Genomic DNA, 20,515 nt, shown 5'->3' on the forward strand with positions numbered 1-20,515 from the left:
CGGCGCAGACATCGGACACGGAACGAACCGGCAGCGGGATCAGGGCAGGACGGCGATGACGGGAGCGGAGTTGGGACTTTTCGACCTCACCGGGCGCACCGCGCTCGTCACGGGCGGCAATGGCGGCATCGGGCTTGGCATGGCGAAGGGGCTCGCCGCGGCCGGAGCGAAGGTGATGATCTCGGGCCGGAACGAGGCGAAGAACGCCTCCGCCCTGGCCGCGCTCGGGCCACGCGCGGCTGCGATGGCGGCGGACGTGACCGTCCCGGCAGAGGTCGAGGCGATGGTGCAAGCCACGCTCGACCGTTTCGGCGGGCTCGACATCCTCGTCATCAATGCCGGGATCAACATCCGAAAAGCCGCCCACGAGGCCTCGTTCGAGGAGTGGCGCGCGGTGCTTGCGGCCAATCTCGACAGCGCCTTCCTCACCGCCAAGGCTGCCTATCCGGCGCTGAAGGCCTCCGGACGCGGCAAGGTGATCGCCACCGGCTCGATGACGACGCTGTTCGGCGCCCCCTTCGCGCCCGCCTACAGCGCCTCGAAGGGCGGCATCGTCCAGCTCGTCCGCTCGCTCGCCGCCGCGTGGGCCCCCGACAACATCCAGTGCAACGCCATCCTGCCCGGCTGGATCGACACCGATCTGACGCGCGCCGCCCGCGCCCAGGTTCCCGGCCTGAACGAGCGCGTGCTCGCCCGCACCCCGGCTGGCCGCTGGGGCGCGCCGGAGGACTTCGCCGGCATCGCCATCTTCCTCGCCTCCTCTGCCTCCGACTTCATCACCGGTGCGGCGATCCCGGTCGATGGCGGCTACTCCTCGACCATCTGAACCCCGCCCGCACCGATGCCGAAGCGAACCGACATCTCCTCGATCCTGATCATCGGCGCCGGCCCGATCGTGATCGGCCAGGCCTGCGAGTTCGACTACTCGGGCGCCCAGGCCTGCAAGGCGCTGAAGGCCGAGGGTTATCGCGTGATCCTCGTCAACTCCAACCCGGCGACGATCATGACCGACCCTGGGCTCGCGGATGCGACCTATGTCGAGCCGATCACGCCGGAGATGGTCGAGCGGATCATCGCCCGCGAGCGGCCCGACGCGCTCCTGCCCACCATGGGAGGCCAGACCGCGCTCAACACTGCGATTCGTCTCGCCGAGGCAGGCGTGCTCGACCGTTACGGGGTGGAGCTGATCGGGGCGCGGCGGGAGGCGATCGAGAAGGCGGAGGACCGCCAGAAGTTCCGCGACGCGATGGCAGCGATCGGAATCGCGAGCCCCCGAAGCGCGATCGCGCACTCGCTCGCCGAGGCGCGCGAGGCGCTCGCCCTCGTCGGGCTTCCCGCCGTCATCCGCCCCTCCTTCACCTTGGGCGGCACAGGCGGTGGCATCGCCTACAACCGCGAGGAGTTCGACGAGATCGTCTCGGCCGGGCTCCAGGCCTCCCCCACCAGCGAGGTGCTGGTCGAGGAGAGCGTGCTGGGGTGGAAGGAGTTCGAGATGGAGGTCGTGCGCGACCGCGCCGACAACTGCATCATCGTCTGCTCGATCGAGAACCTCGACCCGATGGGCGTCCACACCGGCGACAGCGTGACGGTCGCGCCGGCGCTGACGCTGACCGACAAGGAATACCAGCGGATGCGGGACGCGGCGATCGCCTGCCTGCGCGCGATCGGCGTCGACACGGGGGGATCGAACGTACAGTTCGCCATCAACCCGGCCGACGGGAGGATGGTGATCATCGAGATGAACCCGCGCGTCTCCCGCTCCTCGGCGCTCGCCTCGAAGGCGACCGGGTTCCCGATCGCCAAGGTCGCCGCCAAGCTCGCCGTCGGCTACACGCTCGACGAGCTCGCCAACGACATCACGAAAGTCACGCCCGCCTCCTTCGAACCGACGATCGACTACGTCGTCGTCAAGATGCCGCGCTTCACCTTCGAGAAGTTCCCCGGCACCCCGCCCGTTCTCACCACCTCGATGAAATCGGTCGGCGAGGCGATGGCGATCGGCCGAACCTTCGCCGAAGCGCTGCAGAAGGGCCTGCGCAGCCTCGAGACGGGGCTTTCGGGGCTCGACGAGGTCGAGGAGCTCGCGGGCGCCGGCAAGGGGGCCGTTCTCGCCGCCCTGTCGACACCGAAACCGGATCGGATCCTGGTCGCCGCCCAAGCCTTCCGCGAGGGGCTGACGGTGGAGGAGATCCACGAGGCCTGCCGGTTCGACCCGTGGTTCCTGCGCGAGATCGAGGCGATCGTCCAGGCCGAGGATATGGTTCGCGCCGCCGGCCTGCCGCGCGACGCGGCGGGGCTTGCGCGGCTCAAGGCGATGGGCTTCTCCGACCGGCGGCTTGCCACGCTCGCACGGATGCGGGAGGCGGAGGTCGCGTCCCTTCGGGCCCGGCTCGGCGTGCGGCCCGTCTACAAGCGGATCGACACCTGCGCGGCCGAGTTCGCCTCTCTCACGCCCTACATGTACTCGACCTACGAGGGCGGCGGCTTCGGCGCGGCGGAGTGCGAGGCCGCCCCGACCGACCGCCGGAAGGTGGTGATCCTCGGCGGCGGCCCGAACCGGATCGGCCAGGGGATCGAGTTCGACTACTGCTGCGTGCACGCGGCCTATGCGCTCAAGGAGGCGGGGTTCGAGACCATCATGGTCAATTGCAACCCCGAAACCGTCTCGACCGACTACGACACCGCCGACCGGCTCTATTTCGAGCCGCTGACGGCCGAGGACGTGATCGCGCTGATCCGCCGCGAACAGGAGTCGGGCGAGGTGGTGGGCGCGATCGTCCAGTACGGCGGGCAGACACCGCTGAGGCTCTCCCAGGCCCTCGCCGCGGCGGGGATTCCGCTCCTCGGCACCTCGGCGGATGCGATCGACATCGCCGAGGACCGCGAGCGGTTCCAGAACCTGCTCCGCCGCCTCGGCCTGCACCAGCCCGAGAACGGGACCGCGCGCTCGGCCGAAGAAGCGGAAGCCGTGGCTGACCGGATCGGCTATCCGGTCGTGATCCGCCCGTCTTACGTGCTCGGCGGCCGGGCGATGGAGATCGTGCACGACCGCGCGCAGCTGCACCGCTATATGCGCGAGGCGGTGCGCGTCTCCGGCGACAACCCGGTTCTGATCGACCGCTACCTCAACGACGCGATCGAGGTCGATGTCGACTGCATCGCCGACGGCGAGACCGTCTATGTCGCGGGCGTGATGGAGCACATCGAGGAGGCGGGCATCCATTCCGGGGACAGCGCCTGCTCGCTTCCCCCCTACTCGCTTGCCCCCGCACTTGTGGCCGAGCTTCGCGCTGAGACCGAGGCGCTCGCTAAGGCGCTGAAGGTGGTCGGGCTGATGAACGTGCAGTATGCGATCAAGGACGGAACGATCCATGTGCTCGAGGTCAATCCGCGCGCCTCGCGCACCGTTCCGTTCGTGGCCAAGGCGACGGGCGTGCCGGTGGCGAAGATCGGAGCCCGCGTGATGGCCGGGGCGCGCCTGTCCGAGTTCCGGCTCGATGACGAGGCGGTGAGCCGCCACGTGGCCGTGAAGGAGAGCGTGTTCCCCTTCGCGCGGTTCCCCAATGTCGATGTTCTGCTCGGCCCCGAAATGAAATCGACGGGCGAGGTGATGGGGATCGACGCCTCGTTCGAGCGCGCCTTCGCCAAAAGCCAGCTCGGCGCCGGCGTGCGCCTGCCGGTCGGGGGGACGGCCTTCATCAGCGTGCGCGACGGCGACAAGCCGGCGGCGGTGTCGCTCGCGCGCCGGCTCGCGGAGATGGGATTCGCGGTGACGGCCACGCGCGGCACGGCGGCGGCGATCCGCGAAGCCGGGCTGCCGGTGACGGTGGTGAACAAGGTGTTGGAGGGCCGGCCGCACTGCGTCGATGCGATCCGGTCGGGAGCGATCCAGCTCGTGATCAACACCTCTTCTGGCGGGCAGAGCATCGCCGACAGTTTCGACATCCGCCGCTCCGCTCTCACCCATAACATCCCGCACTACACCACGCTCGCCGGCGCACGCGCCGCGGTGCACGCGATCGCCGCGCTTAGGGCGGGAACCCTTGAAGTGGCCCCCCTCCAGTCGTATTTTCGGGGTTCGTTCTAGGGCGCGGCGCGCCGTCGCGGCAGCGCCGATGGAAGGGCACCGCCGGCGGGGGCGTCGCTCTGCGATCGGGCGCGCGAGGGTCGAGACGGCTCAAGGCGCGCCCGGGCGGAACCCCGCGCCGGGGCCGGTTTGGTTGATCGAGGAAGCGTGTCGTGCAGAAGTTTCCTATGACCGCAGAGGGCCTCGCGAGGCTTGAGGAGGAGCTTCGCCAGCTCAAGACCGTCGAGCGTCCTGCCATCATCCGTGCCATCGCCGAGGCGCGATCGCATGGCGACCTCTCCGAGAACGCCGAATATCACGCCGCGCGCGAGCGCCAGTCCTTCATCGAGGGGCGCGTGGCCGAGCTCGAGAGCATCATCGCCGCAGCCGAGGTGATCGACATCTCCAAGCTCTCGGGCAACCAGGTGGCCTTCGGCGCGAAGGTGACGCTGGTCGACGAGGACACCGAGGAGGAGCGCACCTACCAGATCGTCGGCGCGCACGAGGCCGACATCAAGAAAGGCCTGCTCTCGATTTCGAGCCCCGTTGCCCGCGCGATCCTCGGCAAGAAGAAGGGCGACGTGGTCGAGGTGCCCGCCCCGGGCGGCCCGAAGCAGTACGAGATCACCCAGGTCGCCTTCGGCTGAGATGGGGGTGACGGCCGCAGACATCGCGGCCGCCACCTCGCGACTCGCCGGCCGAATCGTTCGCACGCCGCTCGTCCCGGCCCTCGCCCTGTCGGCCCGCCTCGGCGCGGAGGTCCATCTCAAGCTCGAGACGCTGCACCGCACCGGCAGCTTCAAGGAACGCGGCGCTCTCAACCGCCTGCTTGCCCTCTCCGAGGAGGAGCGGGCGCGGGGCGTCGTCACCATGTCGGCCGGAAACCATGCCCAGGCGGTGGCCTATCACGCCGCACGCCTCGGCATCGCGGCGACGGTGGTGATGCCGCGCTTCACCCCGAACGCGAAAGTGGCGCGCACGGCAGCGCATGGCGCCACGGTTGTGCTCGAAGGCGAGACGCTCGGCGAGGCGGCAGCGCATGCCCTCGCCCTCGCCGCGCGCGAGGGGCGGACCGTGATCCACCCCTATGACGACGATCTCGTGATCGCCGGCCAGGGCACGACGGGGGCCGAGATGCTCGCGGACGAGCCCGCGCTCGAGATGCTCGCCATTCCCGTGGGCGGCGGGGGGCTGATCGCCGGCTGCGCGGTCGCGGCGCATGCGCAGAACCCCGCGGTCCAGGTGATCGGCGTCGAGGTCGAGGGCTGGACCGCGGCCGCGCAGCGTCTGCGCGGCGAGCCGGTTCAGACGGGCGGCGCGACAATCGCCGAGGGGATCGCGGTGAACGACGTCGGCGAGCGGCCCTTCGCGATCATCCGCGAGCACGTGGTGGAGGTTCTGGTCGTCCCGGAGGCGGCGATCGAGGCGGCGATCGTTCTGCTCGCTGAGGAGGCGAAGCTGGTGGCGGAGGGAGCGGGGGCGGCGGGGGTCGCGGCGCTGCTTGCCCATCCCGATCGTTTCGCCGGCCGGCGCGTCGGCACCATCCTCTGCGGCGGCAATGTCGATGTGCGCCTGCTCGCGAATGTGCTGCTGCGCGGGCTTGCGCGCGACGGGCGCATGCTGAGGCTCGCCCTCGACATCGCCGACCGGCCCGGGGTGCTCGCCGAGGTGGCGGGTCGGATCGCGGCGGCGGGAGGCAACATCATCGAGGTGACGCACCAGCGCCTGTTCGCTGCGCCGTCGGTCAAGGCGGCGGAAGTCGACCTCGTGGTCGAGGCGCGCGACCGCGCCCATGGCGAGGCGATCCTCGCGGCCCTCGAAGGTGCTGCGTTCCACGTCAAGCGCCTGCCCTCCGGAGTATAGCCCACCCCATACACAGGGCCTGACCCATGATCGGTCTTGACTGCGATTGCGACTCACTTGCATCCTCGTCCGCGCTGTATCCAGCCCGGCAGGTAAAACACATCGCAACCATCCAGGAGAGCACCGACATGATGGTCAACGTCAGGCCCAGGCTCGCAGGACTTTGTCTGCTAGCCGCCGGCGCAGTCCTCGCCGCGTCACCGGCGGCGGCAGCCCCCGTCCTGCTGCCGGGAGGCGCCACCGCCACGACCTTCTTCCTCGAATACAAGCTCGAGCTAGAGGCCAAGTCGGACACGCGCACCGAAGCCGAGGCCAAGGTGAAGTGGGAGCGGAAGGAGCCGAGCCCCAGTTTCAAGCGCGAGGCCAAGCGCAAGAACGAGAACGCTGCCGGGTCTGCGCTCGCAGGCCCCATCGACTTCCTCTTCCGGGCAACGCCCGCCAGCGGCGGCGTCACCTTCGGCTTCGATCCCATCCCCGCGCTTGGGTTCGCCGCATCCTCGATCTTCGTCCCCGACGCCGAGCTCCGCACGCTCACGCTGATGCAGATCGAGTTCAAGATCGAGGGCCGGAGTGAGACGACCCCTGCGACCGGAACGTTTAGCGGGCTTCTCTTCAACGACGCGCTGTTCGCAGGCCCCGTCACCCTGACCACGCCGCCTGGACAGGATGAGGCGAAGCTGAAGCAGTTCTACGCTCTGCCGGGCGGCGATGCGTTCAGCGTGCCGTTCACCATCGCCGGCTCCCTCGGTGGCGATGCAAACGCCAAAGAGATCGAGGTGAAGATCAAGTTCGGGACGGGGACGTTCGACGCGCCGCCGCGTGAGCCGCCGGTTGTCGGTGTTCCGGAACCGGCCGGGCTCGCGGTGCTGGCAAGCGGGCTGTTGGGGCTTGCCGGCGCCGCACGCCGGCGCTCTTGCACCGGCTGACCGATCGCGCCGTGACCATGGGAGGGGAGGCACGGCCTCCCCTTCCAGCGTCCTCTCTCACCCCGGCGTGATCGGCACCCCGGCCTCGTCCTTGCCGGTGCGGATCGTCTGCAGGGTCTGCACCCGCGTCACGTTCGGCGCCGCCGTGAGCCGGCGCGTCAGCTCGTTCTCGTGCGCTGTGTCGCGCGCCACCACCTTGAGGATGAAGTCGCCGCCGCCACGGATCATGTGGCATTCGCGCACTTCGGGCCAGGCGGAAACCATCGCCTCGAAGGCATCGAGCACGCTCTGGCGCTGGCTGTCGAGACCGACCAAGGCGAAGAACATCACCTCGTAGCCGAGACGGGAGGGCTCGGTCTCGGCATGGTAGCCGCGGATCACCCCCGCCTGCTCGAGCCGGCGGACGCGGCGCAGGCAGGGCGGGGCGGAGATGCCGACGCGACGGGCGAGTTCCACGTTGGTCATCCGCCCGTCGGCCTGCAGCTCCGCCAGGATCTTCCGGTCGATCGTGTCGAGCACCGGCGTCGCGCCGGCGGTTCTGCGCATGCGGGCAATCCCGGACCGTCCTGTGGCCGCCACGCGAAAGAATATTGCACGGCCCCGCACCCCGTGAAAAGCCGGGGCGATCACCGCCGAAGCATCTCGTCGCCCAAGCGTCTCGCCTCGGTCGGGCAATCCGCACCTTGCCCGCGGGCAAGCCGGCGCAATATCCTTTCCCGGCAGGGAAGGACAGGCTGACCATGCCAGCAGAGCTCACCACACCGGTGCTGATCATCGGCGCCGGGCCGGCTGGATACACGGCCGCGATCTACGCCGCGCGCGCCGCGCTCGACCCGGTCGTGGTGGCCGGGCTGCAGCCCGGAGGCCAGCTCACGATCACGACCGACGTCGAGAACTATCCTGGCTTCGCCGACGTGATCCAGGGCCCGTGGCTGATGGAGCAGATGCGCCTGCAGGCCGAGCATTGCGGCGCGCGGGTGATCGAGGATGTGATCGCTTCGGTCGATTTCTCGCGGCGGCCGTTCCGGGCGATCGGCGATTCCGGCACGGTCTATATCGGCGAGGCGGTGATCATCGCGACCGGAGCGCAGGCGCGCTGGCTCGGCCTCGAGAGCGAGCGTCGGCTCGCCGGCGCCGGCGTCTCGGCCTGCGCCACCTGCGACGGCTTCTTCTTCCGCGGCCGCGAGGTGGTGGTGGTGGGGGGTGGCAACACCGCGGTGGAGGAGGCGCTCTATCTCGCCAATCTCGCGGCCAAAGTCACGCTCGTGCACCGGCGCGACACGCTCCGGGCGGAGAAGATCTTGCAGCGTCGCCTGTTCGCCAACCCGAAGGTGACGGTGCTGTGGAACAAGGTGGTCGAGGAGATCATTGGCAGCGGCACGCCGCCCGCGGTCAGCGCCGTTCGGCTGCGCGACACGGTCACCGGCGCGGAGAGCACGCTCGCGACCGACGGCGTGTTCATCGCGATTGGCCACACGCCCACCACGGCCCTGTTCCGCGGCCAGATCGAGATGGACGCGGAGGGCTACATCGTCACGGCGCCGGACAGCACGCGCACCTCGGTGCCGGGCGTGTTCGCGGCCGGAGACGTGCAGGACAAGGTGTTCCGTCAGGCGGTGACGGCCGCCGGCACCGGCTGCATGGCGGCGCTCGAGGCGGAGAAGTTCCTCGCCGCCGCGCACGCCCCTCCGGCGCTGGCGGCCGAGTAGCGCGGGCGGAGAGGATCAGCGGGAGGCGCACGCCGCCACGCCGGAGAGGCCAGGAGGACGGAAAAGTGCCGCCTCGCCTTGGCAGGAGGTGCGGCTGTCCGGGACGGCCGGAGTGGGAGCGAGGGATGGACTGGGACAAGCTCAGAGTGTTTCACGCCGTGGCAGAGGCCGGCAGCTTCACCCATGCCGGCGAGACGCTGAACCTGTCGCAGTCGGCCGTGAGCCGGCAGATCTCGGCGCTCGAGGAGGCGCTTGCCGTGCCGCTGTTCCACCGGCACGCGCGCGGCCTGATCCTCACCGAGCAGGGCGAGACGCTGAACCGAACGGTGCGCGAGGTCTTCGCTAAGCTGGCGATGACCGAGGCGCTTCTGACTGAGAGCAAGGAGAAGCCCTCGGGCCGGCTGAAGGTGACGACCACGGTCGCCTTCGGCTCCACCTGGCTCGCGCCGCGGCTGAAGGACTTCCTCGACCTCTATCCGGAGATCACCCTCTCCGTGGTGCTCGACGACGCGGAGCTCGACCTCGCGATGCGCGAGGCGGATGTCGCGATCCGCATGCACCCGCCGCGCCAGCCCGATCTCGTGCAGCGTCATCTTCTCACGATCTCGTGGATCGTCTTCGCCTCGAAGGAGTATCTCGACGCCGCGGGCACACCCGAGAAGATCGAGGATCTCGCCAATCACAAGCTGATCATCTACGGCGACTATCGCCCGCCCGTTCCGGACATCAACTGGCTTTACGAGGCGGCGAAGCGCGCGGGCGTGACGCGCAAGCCGGTGCTCGAGATGAACTCGATCTTCGGCATGCTGCGCGCGGTGAGAAGCGGCCTCGGCATCGCCGCCCTGCCCGACTACATGGTGGAGGAGACGGAGGGGCTCGTCCGCGTGCTGCCCGACCTCAAGGCGCCAAAGGTCGATGCCTATTTCGTGTATCCGGAGGAACTGCGGAATTCGAAGCGCGTGGCCGTGTTCCGCGACTTCCTGCTCGCACGGCTCGCGCAGAAGCGGTGAAGCGGCGAACCGGCAGGGCTGTCCGCGGAGGGATCTCTCCCCCGCAAGGCCTTCCCGCCGGTCATCGCGATCGTCATGCGGCCTCCGCATGGCCGCGTTGGGGTTTTCGCGCTGCAGCAGCGCAAGGTCGAAGCCATATTTTGCTGAGAGACAAAAACAGTCGTTTCAGCTCTCGTCCTTTGCTTCCGCGATTTGTTTCTGTCTTGAGCGGTTTCGCGGCGCGTGCCGCACCGGTTCCGGCATCCAGCCGGAAAGCGGGGTCTTCGGACCCCATCGTCTCCCAGACGTGAAGCCTCCCTGTATCACTTGCCCCCGGTAGAGATACCGGGGGCTTTTTTTGGGGGCCGACGCCGGGCTCGGCGCCGCTGCTCTCGACACGGGCGCGGATGGGCGCGTTCCGAGCCGGCGCGGGGCCGTGCCCCGATGCTTCGCCCCGATGCTTCTCCGGCACGGCGGCCCCGCCTCCCACCGCTCGGCGGACGCGAGCCGCGCGAACCCCTGGCGCCTGCCCTGCCCGCGCACACCCCGGCACCGCCCTGCGCGCATCTGCGCCACGCTGGACGGTCAGGCCGGCACGCTGCCCGCGCCGGTCCCGGCGGCGCGGGCACGCGGTTCCGGCGCCGGGCCGGAGCCGGAGCGCTACTCCGGCTGAACCCCGGCAGCGCGCAGGATCGCCGTGTAGCGCTCCACCCCCTCGCGCACCAGCGCCATCACCTGCTCAGGCGTCTCATAGCCCGCCCGCGGCGTGACGCCGGCCATCTCGGTGAGCTTGGCGGCGTTCTGCTGAATCGCCGTGCGGAACGCCGCCCCGAGAGCGTCGAGCACGGGTGCGGGCGTGGCCGCCGGGGCGACGATCGGGAAGAACTCCTCGAACACGACCTCAGGAATGCCGGCCTCGACCGCGCTCGGCACGTCGGGAAGCGCACTCGAGCGCTGCTCGGCAAGCACGGCAAGGGCGCGCAGGCTGCCGCCGCGCACCTGGCCGATCGAGGAGGCCATGGTCGGGCAGCCGAGCTGCGACTCGTTCGCGACCAGGGCGGCAACGCTCGGGCCGCCGCCGCGGTAATGGATCACCTCGACATCAACCTTGGTGACGGCCCGGAACAGCTCGGCCGCGATATGGGCGCCGCTGCCGCGACCGGCGGTGGAGAGGTTGTATTTGCCCGGGTTGGCACGCAACAGAGCGATCAGCTCCTGCGCCGTGCGCACCGGAAGCTGCGGGTTGACGACGAGCACATGCGGCGAGAAGCCGGCCACCGCCACGCCGGCGAAGTCAGTGACGGTGTTGTAGGGAACCCGGGCGACGATCGCCGGCACGGCGGCATGCGCGCTGTTGATCAGGACCGTGTAGCCGTCAGGGGCGGAACGCGCGACGTGTTCCGCGCCGATCATGCTCCCGGCCCCGGCACGGTTCTCGACCACGATCGGCTGGCCGAGGATCTGCCCCACCGTGTCGGCGATGATCCGGCCAACGATGTCGTTCGACCCGCCCGGAGCGAACGGGACAACGAGGCGGACGGGGCGGGTCGCGCGCCAGCCCGGCCCGGTCTGGGCCCGGGCGGAAGCGGGCAGAAGCCCGGCGGCAAGGGCGAGGCGAAGGGCCTGGCGGCGATCGAGCATGCGTGACGTCTCCCTCGGCTCGGGCGCTGCTTCTGCCGCGGAGGGCCCACGCGCCCGTTGACGCATGACCAATGCGGCGTGCGCGCCGCGGGCGCAAGAGCGAAATGCGCCCGGCGCATGCGCCGGGATGCACCTCCCCTTCGAAAAAACAAAACGGGCGCGGCAAGTCCCGCCGCGCCCGCACCATCGAGGCGACCGCGCTCAGTCGCGCAGGTCGAACCGGTCGAGGTTCATCACCTTGGTCCAGGCCGCGACGAAGTCGCGCACGAATTTCGGCCCGGCATCGTCGCAGGCATAGACCTCCGCGATCGCGCGGAGCTCGGAGTTGGCCCCGAAGATCAGGTCAACCCGCGTGCCGGTCCACCTCACCGCACCGGTCGCGCGGTCACGCCCCTCGAACAGATCCTCGGCCTCCGAGGTTGGGGACCATTCCGTCCCCATGTCGAGCAGGTTGACGAAGAAGTCGTTCGTCAGCGTCCCGGGCCGCGTCGTGAACACGCCGTGCTTCGTCCGCCCGACATTGGCCTCGAGCACCCGCATGCCGCCGACGAGGACGGTCATCTCCGGAGCGGTGAGCGTCATCAGTTGCGCCCGGTCGATCAGGAACTCCTCCGCCGCCGCCGCATAGCCGCTCTTGAGGTAGTTGCGGAACCCGTCCGCGATCGGCTCGAGAACCGCGAAGCTCTCGACGTCGGTCTGCTCCTGCGAGGCGTCCATCCTGCCCGGCGTGAACGGCACCTCGACGTCATGGCCGGCCGCCTTGGCCGCCGCCTCGACCGCTGCCGAACCGCCGAGCACGATCAGGTCAGCGAGCGACACCTTCTTGCCGCCCGTGGCGGAGGCATTGAACTCGGCCTGGATTCGCTCGAGCACGCCGAGCACCTTGGCGAGCTGCTCGGGCTCGTTCGCCTCCCAGTCCCGCTGCGGCTTGAGGCGGATGCGCGCGCCGTTGGCCCCGCCGCGCTTGTCGGAGCCGCGGAAGGTCGCCGCCGAGGCCCAGGCCGTCATCACGAGCTCGCGGATCGAGAGGCCGGAGGCGAGGATCTTCGCCTTCAGCGCCCGGATGTCGTCGGCATCGATGAGCGGGTGATCAACGGGCGGGATCGGGTCCTGCCAGATCAGGTCCTCCGCCGGCACCTCGGGCCCGAGATAGCGCACCTTCGGCCCCATGTCGCGGTGCGTGAGCTTGAACCAGGCGCGCGCGAAGGCGTCGGCGAAGGCGGCCGGATCCTTGTGGAAGCGGCGCGAGATCGGCTCGTAGATCGGGTCCATTTTCAGCGCCATGTCCGCCGTCGTCATGATCGGCGGGTGGCGCTTCGTTGGGTCGTGCGCGTCCGGAACGAGGGTCGCCGCCGCAGGGTCAGTCGGGATCCACTGCCAGGCACCGGCGGGGCTCTTCGTCAGCTTCCAGTCGTAGCCGAACAGCATGTCGAAGTAGCTGTTGTCCCACTTGGTCGGTGTGGGGGTCCAGGCGCCCTCGATGCCGCTCGTGATGGTGTCTGCGCCCATGCCCGAACCATGCCGGCTCTTCCAGCCGAGGCCCTGCTGCCAGATCGGCGCCCCCTCGGGCTCGCGGCCGACCAGAGCAGCATCGCCGGCGCCGTGGCACTTGCCGAAGGTGTGGCCGCCGGCGGTGAGCGCCACCGTCTCCTCGTCGTTCATCGCCATGCGCGCGAAGGTCTCGCGGATATCGCGCGCCGCGGCGAGCGGGTCGGGGCGGCCGTTCGGCCCCTCGGGGTTGACGTAGATGAGGCCCATCTGCACAGCGGCGAGGGGGTTGGCGAGCTCGCGATCGCCGCTGTAGCGCCGGTCGCCGAGCCAGGTGTCCTCGGGGCCCCACCAGATGTCCTCCTCGGGCTCCCAGATGTCGACGCGGCCGCCGCCGAAGCCGAAGGTCTTGAAGCCCATCGACTCGAGCGCGACGTTGCCCGCGAGGATGAAGAGGTCGGCCCAGGAGATCTTGTCGCCGTACTTCTTCTTGATCGGCCACAACAGGCGCCGGGCCTTGTCGAGATTGGCGTTGTCGGGCCAGCTGTTCTCGGGGGCGAAGCGCTGCGCCCCGGTCGAGGCGCCGCCGCGGCCGTCACCGATCCGGTAGGTGCCGGCGGCGTGCCAGGCCATGCGGATCATCAGCGGGCCGTAGTGGCCCCAGTCGGCGGGCCACCAGGGCTGGGAGTCGGTCATCAGCGCCTCGAGGTCGCGCTTGAGCGCCCAGTAGTCGAGGCTCCGGAACGCCTTGCGGTAGTCGTAGTCGGCGTCCATCGGGTTCGAGAGCGACGAGTGCTGGCGCAGGATCCGCAGGTTGAGGTTGTTTGGCCACCAGTCGCGATTCGTCCGGCCAGCGAAGGTCGCGTTCGGGCGCACACCGTGCATCACCGGGCACTTGCCGGCGCTCTGCCCACCCAGTCCGTCCATGGCTCTCTCCTCTCTCCGCTCCGTTCGCCCGGCCGGGCCAGCGCGACGGGTCGACGCGCGCGGCCGGTCGGGCTCTTCAGCCGCGATGCCGACGTCAGGTTCGCCGCGTGCGCGCGAGGTGTCGGGTCGGCCGGTCTCGCGCCGCGGTCACCCCGCCGGCTTTCAGCCCGCGCACCCTAGCCGCGCTGGGATGATAAATGGAAGCACCTGATGCTGACGAATGCGATAGGCAGGATCTATGATTGCCTCGATCGCATCATGGTGGACCATCTCACCTTCCGCGACCTCCGCTACGTGCTCGCTGTTGCCGAGCACCGTCATGTCGGGCGGGCGGCCGCTGCCTGCGGCGTCAGCCAGCCGACGCTGTCGGTCCAGCTGCGTAAGCTCGAGGAGCAGCTTGGCCTTGTCCTGTTCGAACGCTCGAGCCGGTCGGTGGTTCCGACCCCGGCCTGCGACCGGCTGATCGGCCATGTGCGCGCCGCCGTGGCGGAAGCGGAGGCGATCCTCGAGATCGCCCGTAGCTTGCGCGACCCGCTCGCCGGCCGGCTCCGGCTCGGCATCATCCCCACCCTCGCGCCCTATCTCCTGCCGCTCGTCTTCGCTCCCCTGCGCGAGGCGCTGCCCGCGCTCGAGATCGAGCCGTGGGAGGACCAGACGGCGGCGCTGACCGAGCGGCTGCGCGCGCACGCGCTCGAGGCCGCGCTGCTCGCGACCGAGGTGGAGCACGCCGACCTCGAGAGCCGGGCGCTGTTCGACGAGCCGTTCCTCGCCGCCCTGCCGCCCGACCATCCGCTCGCGAGCCGCCCGGTGGTGGCCGAGTCCGAGCTCGCCCCTGACATCCTCGTTCTCTCCGACGGGCATTGCCTGCGCGACCAGGCTCTGGCCGCCTGCGGTCACGAGGGGGGGATCGGCGGGGCGCTGCGCGCGGCGAGCCTGCCCACGCTTCTCAACATGGTCGCTGCCGGCTACGGCACCACGCTCATCCCCGCCCTTGCCGCAGGGGCGGCACAGGATGCCGGGATCGTGCTCAGGCCGCTCGCACGACGCGCCGGCCGGACGGTTCGGCTCGTGTGGCGGGCGCGCTACCCCGGCCGTGCCGCGGTCGAGGCCGTCGGCAGGGTGATCGCCGGGCGTCTTGCGGGCTTCGCCGAACGCGCCGCCGCCGGGGCGGTGGTGTAGTCTCTCGCGCGCGCCGCGTTCCTCATGCGGCCGGAGGGGAGGGTCGCCATGAACGTCGCCAACGAAGCGCCGCCTGAGCTCCTGCGCGAGGACCGCCCCGGCGGCGTCACCCTGCTCGTGCTCAACCGGCCGGAGCGTCGCAACGGTCTTTCGCTCGCGCTTCTGCAGGCCTTGCGACGCACGCTCGCCGAGATCGCCCAAGAGAGGGGGGTGCGTGCCGTCGTTCTCGCCGCCTCAGGGCCCGCCTTCTGCGCCGGGCACGACCTTGCCGAGCTCCGCGCCCATCGCGCCGACGCCGACGGGGGCAGGGCCTTCTTCCGCACGGTGATGGACGAGTGCGCTTCCGTGATGCAGGCGATCGTCGCGCTGCCGCAGCCCGTGATCGCCGCGGTCCACGGGGTGGCCACCGCCGCGGGCTGCCAGCTCGTCGCCACCGCCGATCTCGCGGTCGCCGAGGAGGGGGCGCGCTTCTGCACGCCTGGCGTCGCGATCGGCCTCTTCTGCGCCACGCCGGCGGTGGCGCTGTCGCGCGCCGTGCCGCGCAAGGCGGCGATGGAGATGCTTCTGACCGGCGAGATGATCGACGCCGCGGAGGCACGCCGGATCGGACTCGTCAACCGGGTCGTCGCGCAGGGCGCAGCGCGAGAGGAGGCCATCGCGCTCGCGCAACGGATCGCCGCGCGCTCGGCGTTCGTCATCCGCCTCGGCAAGGCCGCCTTCCACCGCCAGCTCGGCCTCGACCTCGCGTCGGCCTATTCGGATGCGTCGTCGGTGATGGTGGAGAACCTGATGGCAGCCGACGCTGCGGAAGGGATCGACGCCTTCCTCGAGAAGCGCGCACCCGTCTGGCAGGATCGCTGAGCATGGGCGGCATCTACGACCAGGGCCTTAAGCGGCGCCCGGCCAATTTCGTTCCGCTGACGCCGCTTCCCTTCCTCGAGCGCGCGGCCCAGGTGTTCCCCGACCATCCGGCCGTCGTGCACGCGAACGAGGCGACGAACTGGCGCGCGCTCCGTGACCGTTGCGTTCGTCTCGCCTCGGCCCTTGCCGGTCGCGGAATCGGGCGCGGTGACAGCGTCGCCGCGCTTCTGCCCAACGGGCCGGCGATGCTCGAGTGCCATTTCGGCGTGCCGATGGCAGGGGCGGTCTTGAACGCGATCAACACCCGCCTCGATGCCGGAACGATCGGCTACATCCTTGACCATGGCGAGGCGCGGGCGGTGATCGCCGACCGCGAGTTCCTGCCGCTGTTGCGCGACGCGCTCGGCCGCTGCGAGACCCGGCCGCTGATCGTCGAGGTGGACGACCCGCTCTGCCCGGACGCGGCGCGCGGCGAGACGGCGGGCGGCGTGGCCTACACCGCGCTTCTCGCGGAGGGAGACCCGGCCTCCCCCTGGCGCATGCCCGAGGACGAGTGGGACGCGATCAGCCTCAATTACACGAGCGGCACGACCGGCCGGCCCAAAGGCGTGGTCTACCACCACCGCGGCGCGCACCTGCTCGCGCTCGGCAACATCACCGCCGCCGGGATCGGGCCCCATCCGGTGTATCTCTGGACCCTGCCGATGTTCCACTGCAACGGCTGGTGCTTCCCCTGGACGGTCACCGCCCTTGCCGGGACGCATGTGATCCTCCGCTCCGTGCGCGGCCCGGAGATGTGGCGGCTGATCGCCGAGCACGGCGTGACGCATCTCTGCGGCGCGCCGATCGTGATGGCGACCCTGCTCGCCGTGCCGCCCGCCGAGCGCCCGGCGCTCGCGCATCGGCCGCTCTTCATCACCGCCGCCGCACCGCCCCCCGAGAGCGTGCTCGCACAGATGGCGGAGGCGGGGTTCGAGGTCTGCCACGTCTACGGGCTGACGGAGGTGTACGGCCCGGCGGTGGTGAACACCTGGAAGCGCGCCTGGGACGCGCTGGCGCCGGCCGAGCGCGCCGCGAAGATGGCGCGCCAGGGCGTGCGCTATCTTGCTCTCGAGGAGCTTACCGTCGCCGACCCGGCCACGCTCGCGCCGGTGCCGGCCGACGGCGAGACGCTCGGCGAGGTCTTGATGCGCGGCAATGTGGTGATGAAGGGCTACCTCAAGGACCCAGCGGCGACCGAGGCCGCCTTCGCCGGCGGCTGGTTCCACACCGGCGATCTCGCCGTTCTGCACCCGGACGGCTACATCCAGCTCAAGGACAGGGCGAAGGACATCATCATCTCCGGCGGGGAGAACATCTCCTCGATCGAGGTCGAGGATGCGCTCTACGCCCACCCTGCGGTGGCGGCTGCCGCCGTCGTCGCCAAGCCCGATGAGCGCTGGGGCGAGACGCCGCTCGCCTTCGTCGAGCTCAAGGCGGGCGCGCAGGTGACGGAAGAGGAGCTAATCGCCTTCGTTCGTGGCCGGATCGCGCATTTCAAGGCGCCGCGCGAGGTGGTTTTCACCACGATCCCGCGCACCTCGACGGGCAAGGTCCAGAAGCACGTCTTACGCCGCCTCGCCCGCGGCGAAGCGGTCGAGGAGCCCGGCGGCGCAAGCGCTTAGCAGGTCGGGGCGCCGCCCCGCCCCGGCCCCGCTCACCGCGCGCGCGGGCGGTTCCACGGCGTCCGGCGGTCGGCCCGATGCTCCGCCCGAACGGTCGCGGACGCGTCGCTCAGCCTCCGGGATCGAGCCGCGCGAGGACCTCGCGCACCACTGCCTCCGGCGTGATGCCGAAATGGCGGTAGAGCTCCTCCTCCGCCCCCGAGGTGCCAAAGCCGCTCATGCCGACGAACCCGCCATCTGGGCCGATGTAGCGGTCCCAGCCGAAGCGCACCGCCGCCTCGACGGCGACGCGCACGCTCCCCTCGCCGAGCACCGCCTTCCGCCACGCCTCATCCTGGCGCTCGAACAGCTCCCAGCAGGGCATCGAGACCACTGCCGTCGGCACACCCTGGCGTTCGAGCTCGGCGCGCGCGGCAAGGGCGATCGCGACCTCGGTGCCGGTGGCGAGGATCGTCGCCCGGCGCTCTCCCCCTTCGGCCTCGGCGAGCACATAGGCGCCGCGCGCGGTGAGGTTCTCGCCCGCGCTCTCGCGGCTGCGCACGGGCCCGAGCATCTGGCGCGGGAAGACGAGGCAGGACGGGCCGTCGCGGTTGGCAAGGGCGAGCTCCCAGGCCTCCGCCGCCTCGACCCCGTCGGCCGGGCGGAAGACGAGCATGTTCGGGATCGCGCGCAGGCTTGCGAGGATCTCGACCGGCTGGTGCGTCGGGCCGTTGCGGCCGATGCCGATCGAGTCATGGCTGAACACGAACAGGGTCGGCAGGCCCATCATGGCGGCGAGCCGGAAGGTCGGGCGCTCATAGTCGGCGAAGACGAGGTAGGTGACGCCGACGGGAACCACCCCGCCATGCGCGACCATGCCGTTCAGCATCGCCCCCATCAGATGCTCGCGCACGCCCCAGTGGATGTAGCGGCCGCCGCGATCCTCAGCCGTGAAGGCCGAAAGCGAGCGCTTGTGCTTCGTCGCCGCCTCGAGGTCGGGGGCGCCGCTCAAGAGTTCCGGGATCACCCCGGCGAGCCGGTCGACGATCTCGCCCGAGAAGGCGATCCCGAACTCGCGCCGCCCGGCCGCCTCGCGCGCGAAGGTCCGCAGCGTGTCGCGCCAGCCCTCGGGAAGACGACCCTCGCGAAGACGATCGAGGAGGGCGCGACGCTCCGGCGGCAGGGCGGCGACGCGCGCGGCCCAGGCGGCGTGGGCGGCCTCGCCGCGCGCGCCGGCCATGCGCCAGGCGGAGAGGACGTCCTCGGGGATCTCGAACGGAGGGTGGGGCCAGCCGAGGCGCGCGCGCGCGGCATCGGTGTTCTCGCGGGTGAGCCGCCCGGCATGGGCGTAGCGCGTCCCCTCGAGCCCCGGCACGCCGCGGCCGATCGTGGTCCGGCAGGCGATCAGCGAGGGGCGGGGGTCGTGCTTCGCTGCCTCGATCGCGGCGGCGACGGCCTCGATGTCATGGCCGTCGACCCGCTGCACGTGCCAGTCCGCGGCGCGGAAACGCGCCTCGAGGTCTTCGCTGATCGACTGGCCGACCGCGCCGTCGTCCTGGATCTGGTTGTCGTCCCAGATCCAGGTGAGCTTGCCGAGGCGGAGATGCCCGGCAAGCGAGATCGCCTCGTGCGCGATCCCCTCCTGCAAACAGCCGTCGCCGACGAGAGCGTAGGTGCGGTGGTCGACGAGCTCGGGGCCGAGCAGGTGGTTCAGATAGGCCTCCGCAACCGCCATGCCGGTGGCGTTGGCGATCCCCTGGCCGAGCATGCCGGTGGTGATCTCGATCCCCGCCTCGGGCTCGCGCTCGGGATGCCCCTGGCAGACCGAGCCGATCTCCCGGAAGGTCCTGATCGCCTCGATCGGCACCCGGGCATAGCCCGTCAGATAGAGCAGGGCGTAGAGCAGCATCGAGCCGTGGCCGTTCGAGAGGACGAAACGGTCGCGGTCGAACCAGGTCGGGTCGGACGGGCAGAACCGGAGATGCCGGGTGAAGAGCGCAGTGGCGATCTCCGCCGCCCCGAGCGGGGTGCCCCAGTGTCCCTCGCCCACACGCTCGCAGGCATCGATGGTCAGGACGCGGATCGCGTCCGCCATCCGGCGCTGGTCGACGTTCGACATGTCTCTCCTCCCCGCTTCCGTCCATCCCTCGCGTGTGCCGAAGTCACCGGCAAGAGAGAAGTTTGCAGAGATCGGTGAAGCCGGTTCATCATTGGCCGCGATGCGGCCGCACCTCCCCCTCTCCGCTCTGCGCGCCTTCGAGTCAGCCGCGCGAACCGGCTCCTTCCGCCTCGCCGCCGCCGAACTCGGGCTCACCCCGAGCGCGGTCAGCCACGCGATCCGCGGCCTCGAGAGCCAGCTCGGCGCGGCGCTGTTCGCGCGCGAGGGGCGGAGCATACGCCTCACCCCTCAGGGCGAGACGTTGATCACGCATGTCGAGCGCGGCTTGGGCGAGCTTCGGCTCGGCATCAGCGCGGTCGCCGCGCGCGGGCCGGAGCGGCTTCGGCTGCATTGCGCGCCGAGCTTCGCCGCGAAGTGGCTCGTGCCGAGGCTGAAGCGCCTGCTTGCCGAGTGCCGCGGCCTCGAGGTGAGAATCGATGCGGGGGCCGACTACACCCGCTTCCGCGGCGACGAGTTCGATGCCGACATCGTCTATGGCGCGCCGCGGCCGGAATATTACGGCACCCAGGCGTTCCAGGCGCTCGTGGTGCTGCCGCTCGGCACCGAGACGGTGACACCGCTGTGCGCGCCGAGCCTCGCCGCAGCGATCCGCTCCCCGCAAGACCTCCTCGGCCAGACGCTGATCGAGAGCGCGGTGAAGAAGGTGCGCTGGACCGACTGGTTCACCGCCAACGGCCTGATCGCGCCGCGCAGCAACGGCCCGCGCTTCGACCGGAGCTTCCTCTCCCTCGCCGCGGCGGCGGAGGGCCTCGGTGTGGCGCTCGAATCCCTCCGCTTCGCCGAGCGCGAGCTCGCCGACGGCAGGCTCGTCCGGCCGCTCGCCGGCAGGGCGGAGGACGTGACCTATGTCGGGCACTGGCTCGTCTTCCCGCGCGCCCGACGCTACGCACCGGCGCTTCGGCTGTTCGTCGACTGGCTCGGGCGGGAGCTCGGGGTGCCGCTCGAACTCACGGCGCTCGACCCGCCGCGACGGCAAGGGTGAGCGGGGCTCATCGATCGGCAGGTTTTGCTCACTTGTCGATGAGGCGCTCTCCCGGGATAGTC

15 protein-coding genes are annotated in these 20,515 nt (G+C 70.6%); 11 read left to right on the plus strand and 4 right to left on the minus strand.

What is annotated here, in order from left to right; translation table 11 throughout:
* Positions 1 to 55: 55 nt before the first annotated feature.
* The 5 genes from KO353_RS05415 to KO353_RS05435 all read left to right on the plus strand — a co-directional run bounded on the left by KO353_RS05415 (position 56) and on the right by KO353_RS05435 (position 6,855).
* Entirely contained in the window at positions 56 to 826 is a 771-nt protein-coding gene (locus tag KO353_RS05415; RefSeq protein ID WP_218286703.1) for an SDR family NAD(P)-dependent oxidoreductase, read from the plus strand.
* A gap of 15 nt (positions 827 to 841) precedes the next feature.
* Positions 842 to 4,087, plus strand: coding sequence for a carbamoyl-phosphate synthase large subunit (carB, locus tag KO353_RS05420; protein ID WP_218286704.1), 3,246 nt, complete (start codon positions 842 to 844; stop codon positions 4,085 to 4,087).
* A 152-nt stretch (positions 4,088 to 4,239) separates the two neighbouring features.
* Positions 4,240 to 4,713, plus strand: coding sequence for a transcription elongation factor GreA (gene greA / locus KO353_RS05425; protein ID WP_218286705.1), 474 nt, complete (start codon positions 4,240 to 4,242; stop codon positions 4,711 to 4,713).
* Position 4,714: 1 nt separating this feature from the next.
* Positions 4,715 to 5,929: a threonine ammonia-lyase gene (locus tag KO353_RS05430; protein ID WP_218286706.1), complete on the plus strand. Its 1,215-nt coding sequence runs from the start codon at positions 4,715 to 4,717 to the stop codon at positions 5,927 to 5,929.
* A 128-nt stretch (positions 5,930 to 6,057) separates the two neighbouring features.
* Positions 6,058 to 6,855, plus strand: a complete 798-nt coding sequence (locus tag KO353_RS05435; protein WP_218286707.1) for a hypothetical protein — start codon at positions 6,058 to 6,060, stop codon at positions 6,853 to 6,855.
* 57 nt (positions 6,856 to 6,912) lie between these two features.
* On the opposite strand, the gene KO353_RS05440 is transcribed toward KO353_RS05435, so the two are convergent.
* Positions 6,913 to 7,401: an Lrp/AsnC family transcriptional regulator gene (locus tag KO353_RS05440; RefSeq protein WP_218286708.1), complete on the minus strand. Its 489-nt coding sequence runs from the start codon at positions 7,399 to 7,401 to the stop codon at positions 6,913 to 6,915.
* 194 nt (positions 7,402 to 7,595) lie between these two features.
* Between KO353_RS05440 and trxB the strand changes: the two genes are divergently transcribed.
* Both trxB and KO353_RS05450 read left to right on the plus strand, forming a co-directional pair.
* Positions 7,596 to 8,564: a thioredoxin-disulfide reductase gene (trxB, locus tag KO353_RS05445; protein ID WP_218286709.1), complete on the plus strand. Its 969-nt coding sequence runs from the start codon at positions 7,596 to 7,598 to the stop codon at positions 8,562 to 8,564.
* A gap of 125 nt (positions 8,565 to 8,689) precedes the next feature.
* Complete coding sequence (locus KO353_RS05450; protein ID WP_218286710.1) at positions 8,690 to 9,574, plus strand: LysR family transcriptional regulator; 885 nt, start codon at positions 8,690 to 8,692, stop codon at positions 9,572 to 9,574.
* A 639-nt stretch (positions 9,575 to 10,213) separates the two neighbouring features.
* On the opposite strand, the gene KO353_RS05455 is transcribed toward KO353_RS05450, so the two are convergent.
* Both KO353_RS05455 and katG read right to left on the minus strand, forming a co-directional pair.
* Complete coding sequence (locus KO353_RS05455; RefSeq protein WP_218286711.1) at positions 10,214 to 11,194, minus strand: Bug family tripartite tricarboxylate transporter substrate binding protein; 981 nt, start codon at positions 11,192 to 11,194, stop codon at positions 10,214 to 10,216.
* A 201-nt stretch (positions 11,195 to 11,395) separates the two neighbouring features.
* On the minus strand, positions 11,396 to 13,609 hold the full coding sequence (katG, locus tag KO353_RS05460; protein WP_218286712.1) for a catalase/peroxidase HPI: 2,214 nt from the start codon (positions 13,607 to 13,609) through the stop codon (positions 11,396 to 11,398).
* A 210-nt stretch (positions 13,610 to 13,819) separates the two neighbouring features.
* Here katG and KO353_RS05465 point away from each other — a divergent pair, with 210 nt between their 5' ends.
* The 3 genes from KO353_RS05465 to KO353_RS05475 are packed head-to-tail and all read left to right on the plus strand — an operon-like array spanning position 13,820 to position 17,313.
* Entirely contained in the window at positions 13,820 to 14,788 is a 969-nt protein-coding gene (locus KO353_RS05465) for a LysR substrate-binding domain-containing protein (protein WP_235692033.1), read from the plus strand.
* A 48-nt stretch (positions 14,789 to 14,836) separates the two neighbouring features.
* A complete protein-coding gene (locus KO353_RS05470) occupies positions 14,837 to 15,649 on the plus strand; it encodes an enoyl-CoA hydratase (RefSeq protein WP_218286713.1) in 813 nt (270 codons plus the stop codon).
* Positions 15,650 to 15,651: 2 nt separating this feature from the next.
* On the plus strand, positions 15,652 to 17,313 hold the full coding sequence (locus KO353_RS05475; protein WP_218286714.1) for an acyl-CoA synthetase: 1,662 nt from the start codon (positions 15,652 to 15,654) through the stop codon (positions 17,311 to 17,313).
* A 109-nt stretch (positions 17,314 to 17,422) separates the two neighbouring features.
* Here KO353_RS05475 and KO353_RS05480 read toward each other — a convergent pair whose 3' ends face one another.
* Entirely contained in the window at positions 17,423 to 19,411 is a 1,989-nt protein-coding gene (locus tag KO353_RS05480; protein WP_218286715.1) for a transketolase family protein, read from the minus strand.
* 100 nt (positions 19,412 to 19,511) lie between these two features.
* On the opposite strand from KO353_RS05480, the gene KO353_RS05485 reads away from it, so the two are divergent.
* The gene (locus KO353_RS05485; protein WP_218286716.1) at positions 19,512 to 20,453 is read left to right on the plus strand and encodes a LysR substrate-binding domain-containing protein; all 942 of its coding nucleotides are present in this window, start codon (positions 19,512 to 19,514) and stop codon (positions 20,451 to 20,453) included.
* Positions 20,454 to 20,515 lie beyond the last annotated feature (62 nt).

It is taken from the genome of Elioraea tepida (assembly GCF_019203965.1).
Taxonomy (GTDB): Bacteria; Pseudomonadota; Alphaproteobacteria; order Acetobacterales; family Acetobacteraceae; genus Elioraea_A; species Elioraea_A tepida.

Bases quoted from the DNA above. Each gene is read 5' to 3' on its own strand.
- KO353_RS05415 (WP_218286703.1), top strand. From the start codon at position 56: ATGACGGGAGCGGAGTTGGGACTTTTCGACCTCACCGGGCGCACCGCG.
- carB (WP_218286704.1), top strand. From the start codon at position 842: ATGCCGAAGCGAACCGACATCTCCTCGATCCTGATCATCGGCGCCGGC.
- KO353_RS05430 (WP_218286706.1), top strand. From the start codon at position 4,715: ATGGGGGTGACGGCCGCAGACATCGCGGCCGCCACCTCGCGACTCGCC.
- KO353_RS05435 (WP_218286707.1), top strand. From the start codon at position 6,058: ATGATGGTCAACGTCAGGCCCAGGCTCGCAGGACTTTGTCTGCTAGCC.
- KO353_RS05440 (WP_218286708.1), bottom strand. From the start codon at position 7,401: ATGCGCAGAACCGCCGGCGCGACGCCGGTGCTCGACACGATCGACCGG.
- trxB (WP_218286709.1), top strand. From the start codon at position 7,596: ATGCCAGCAGAGCTCACCACACCGGTGCTGATCATCGGCGCCGGGCCG.
- KO353_RS05450 (WP_218286710.1), top strand. From the start codon at position 8,690: ATGGACTGGGACAAGCTCAGAGTGTTTCACGCCGTGGCAGAGGCCGGC.
- KO353_RS05455 (WP_218286711.1), bottom strand. From the start codon at position 11,194: ATGCTCGATCGCCGCCAGGCCCTTCGCCTCGCCCTTGCCGCCGGGCTT.
- katG (WP_218286712.1), bottom strand. From the start codon at position 13,609: ATGGACGGACTGGGTGGGCAGAGCGCCGGCAAGTGCCCGGTGATGCAC.
- KO353_RS05465 (WP_235692033.1), top strand. From the start codon at position 13,820: ATGCTGACGAATGCGATAGGCAGGATCTATGATTGCCTCGATCGCATC.
- KO353_RS05470 (WP_218286713.1), top strand. From the start codon at position 14,837: ATGAACGTCGCCAACGAAGCGCCGCCTGAGCTCCTGCGCGAGGACCGC.
- KO353_RS05475 (WP_218286714.1), top strand. From the start codon at position 15,652: ATGGGCGGCATCTACGACCAGGGCCTTAAGCGGCGCCCGGCCAATTTC.
- KO353_RS05480 (WP_218286715.1), bottom strand. From the start codon at position 19,411: ATGTCGAACGTCGACCAGCGCCGGATGGCGGACGCGATCCGCGTCCTG.
- KO353_RS05485 (WP_218286716.1), top strand. From the start codon at position 19,512: ATGCGGCCGCACCTCCCCCTCTCCGCTCTGCGCGCCTTCGAGTCAGCC.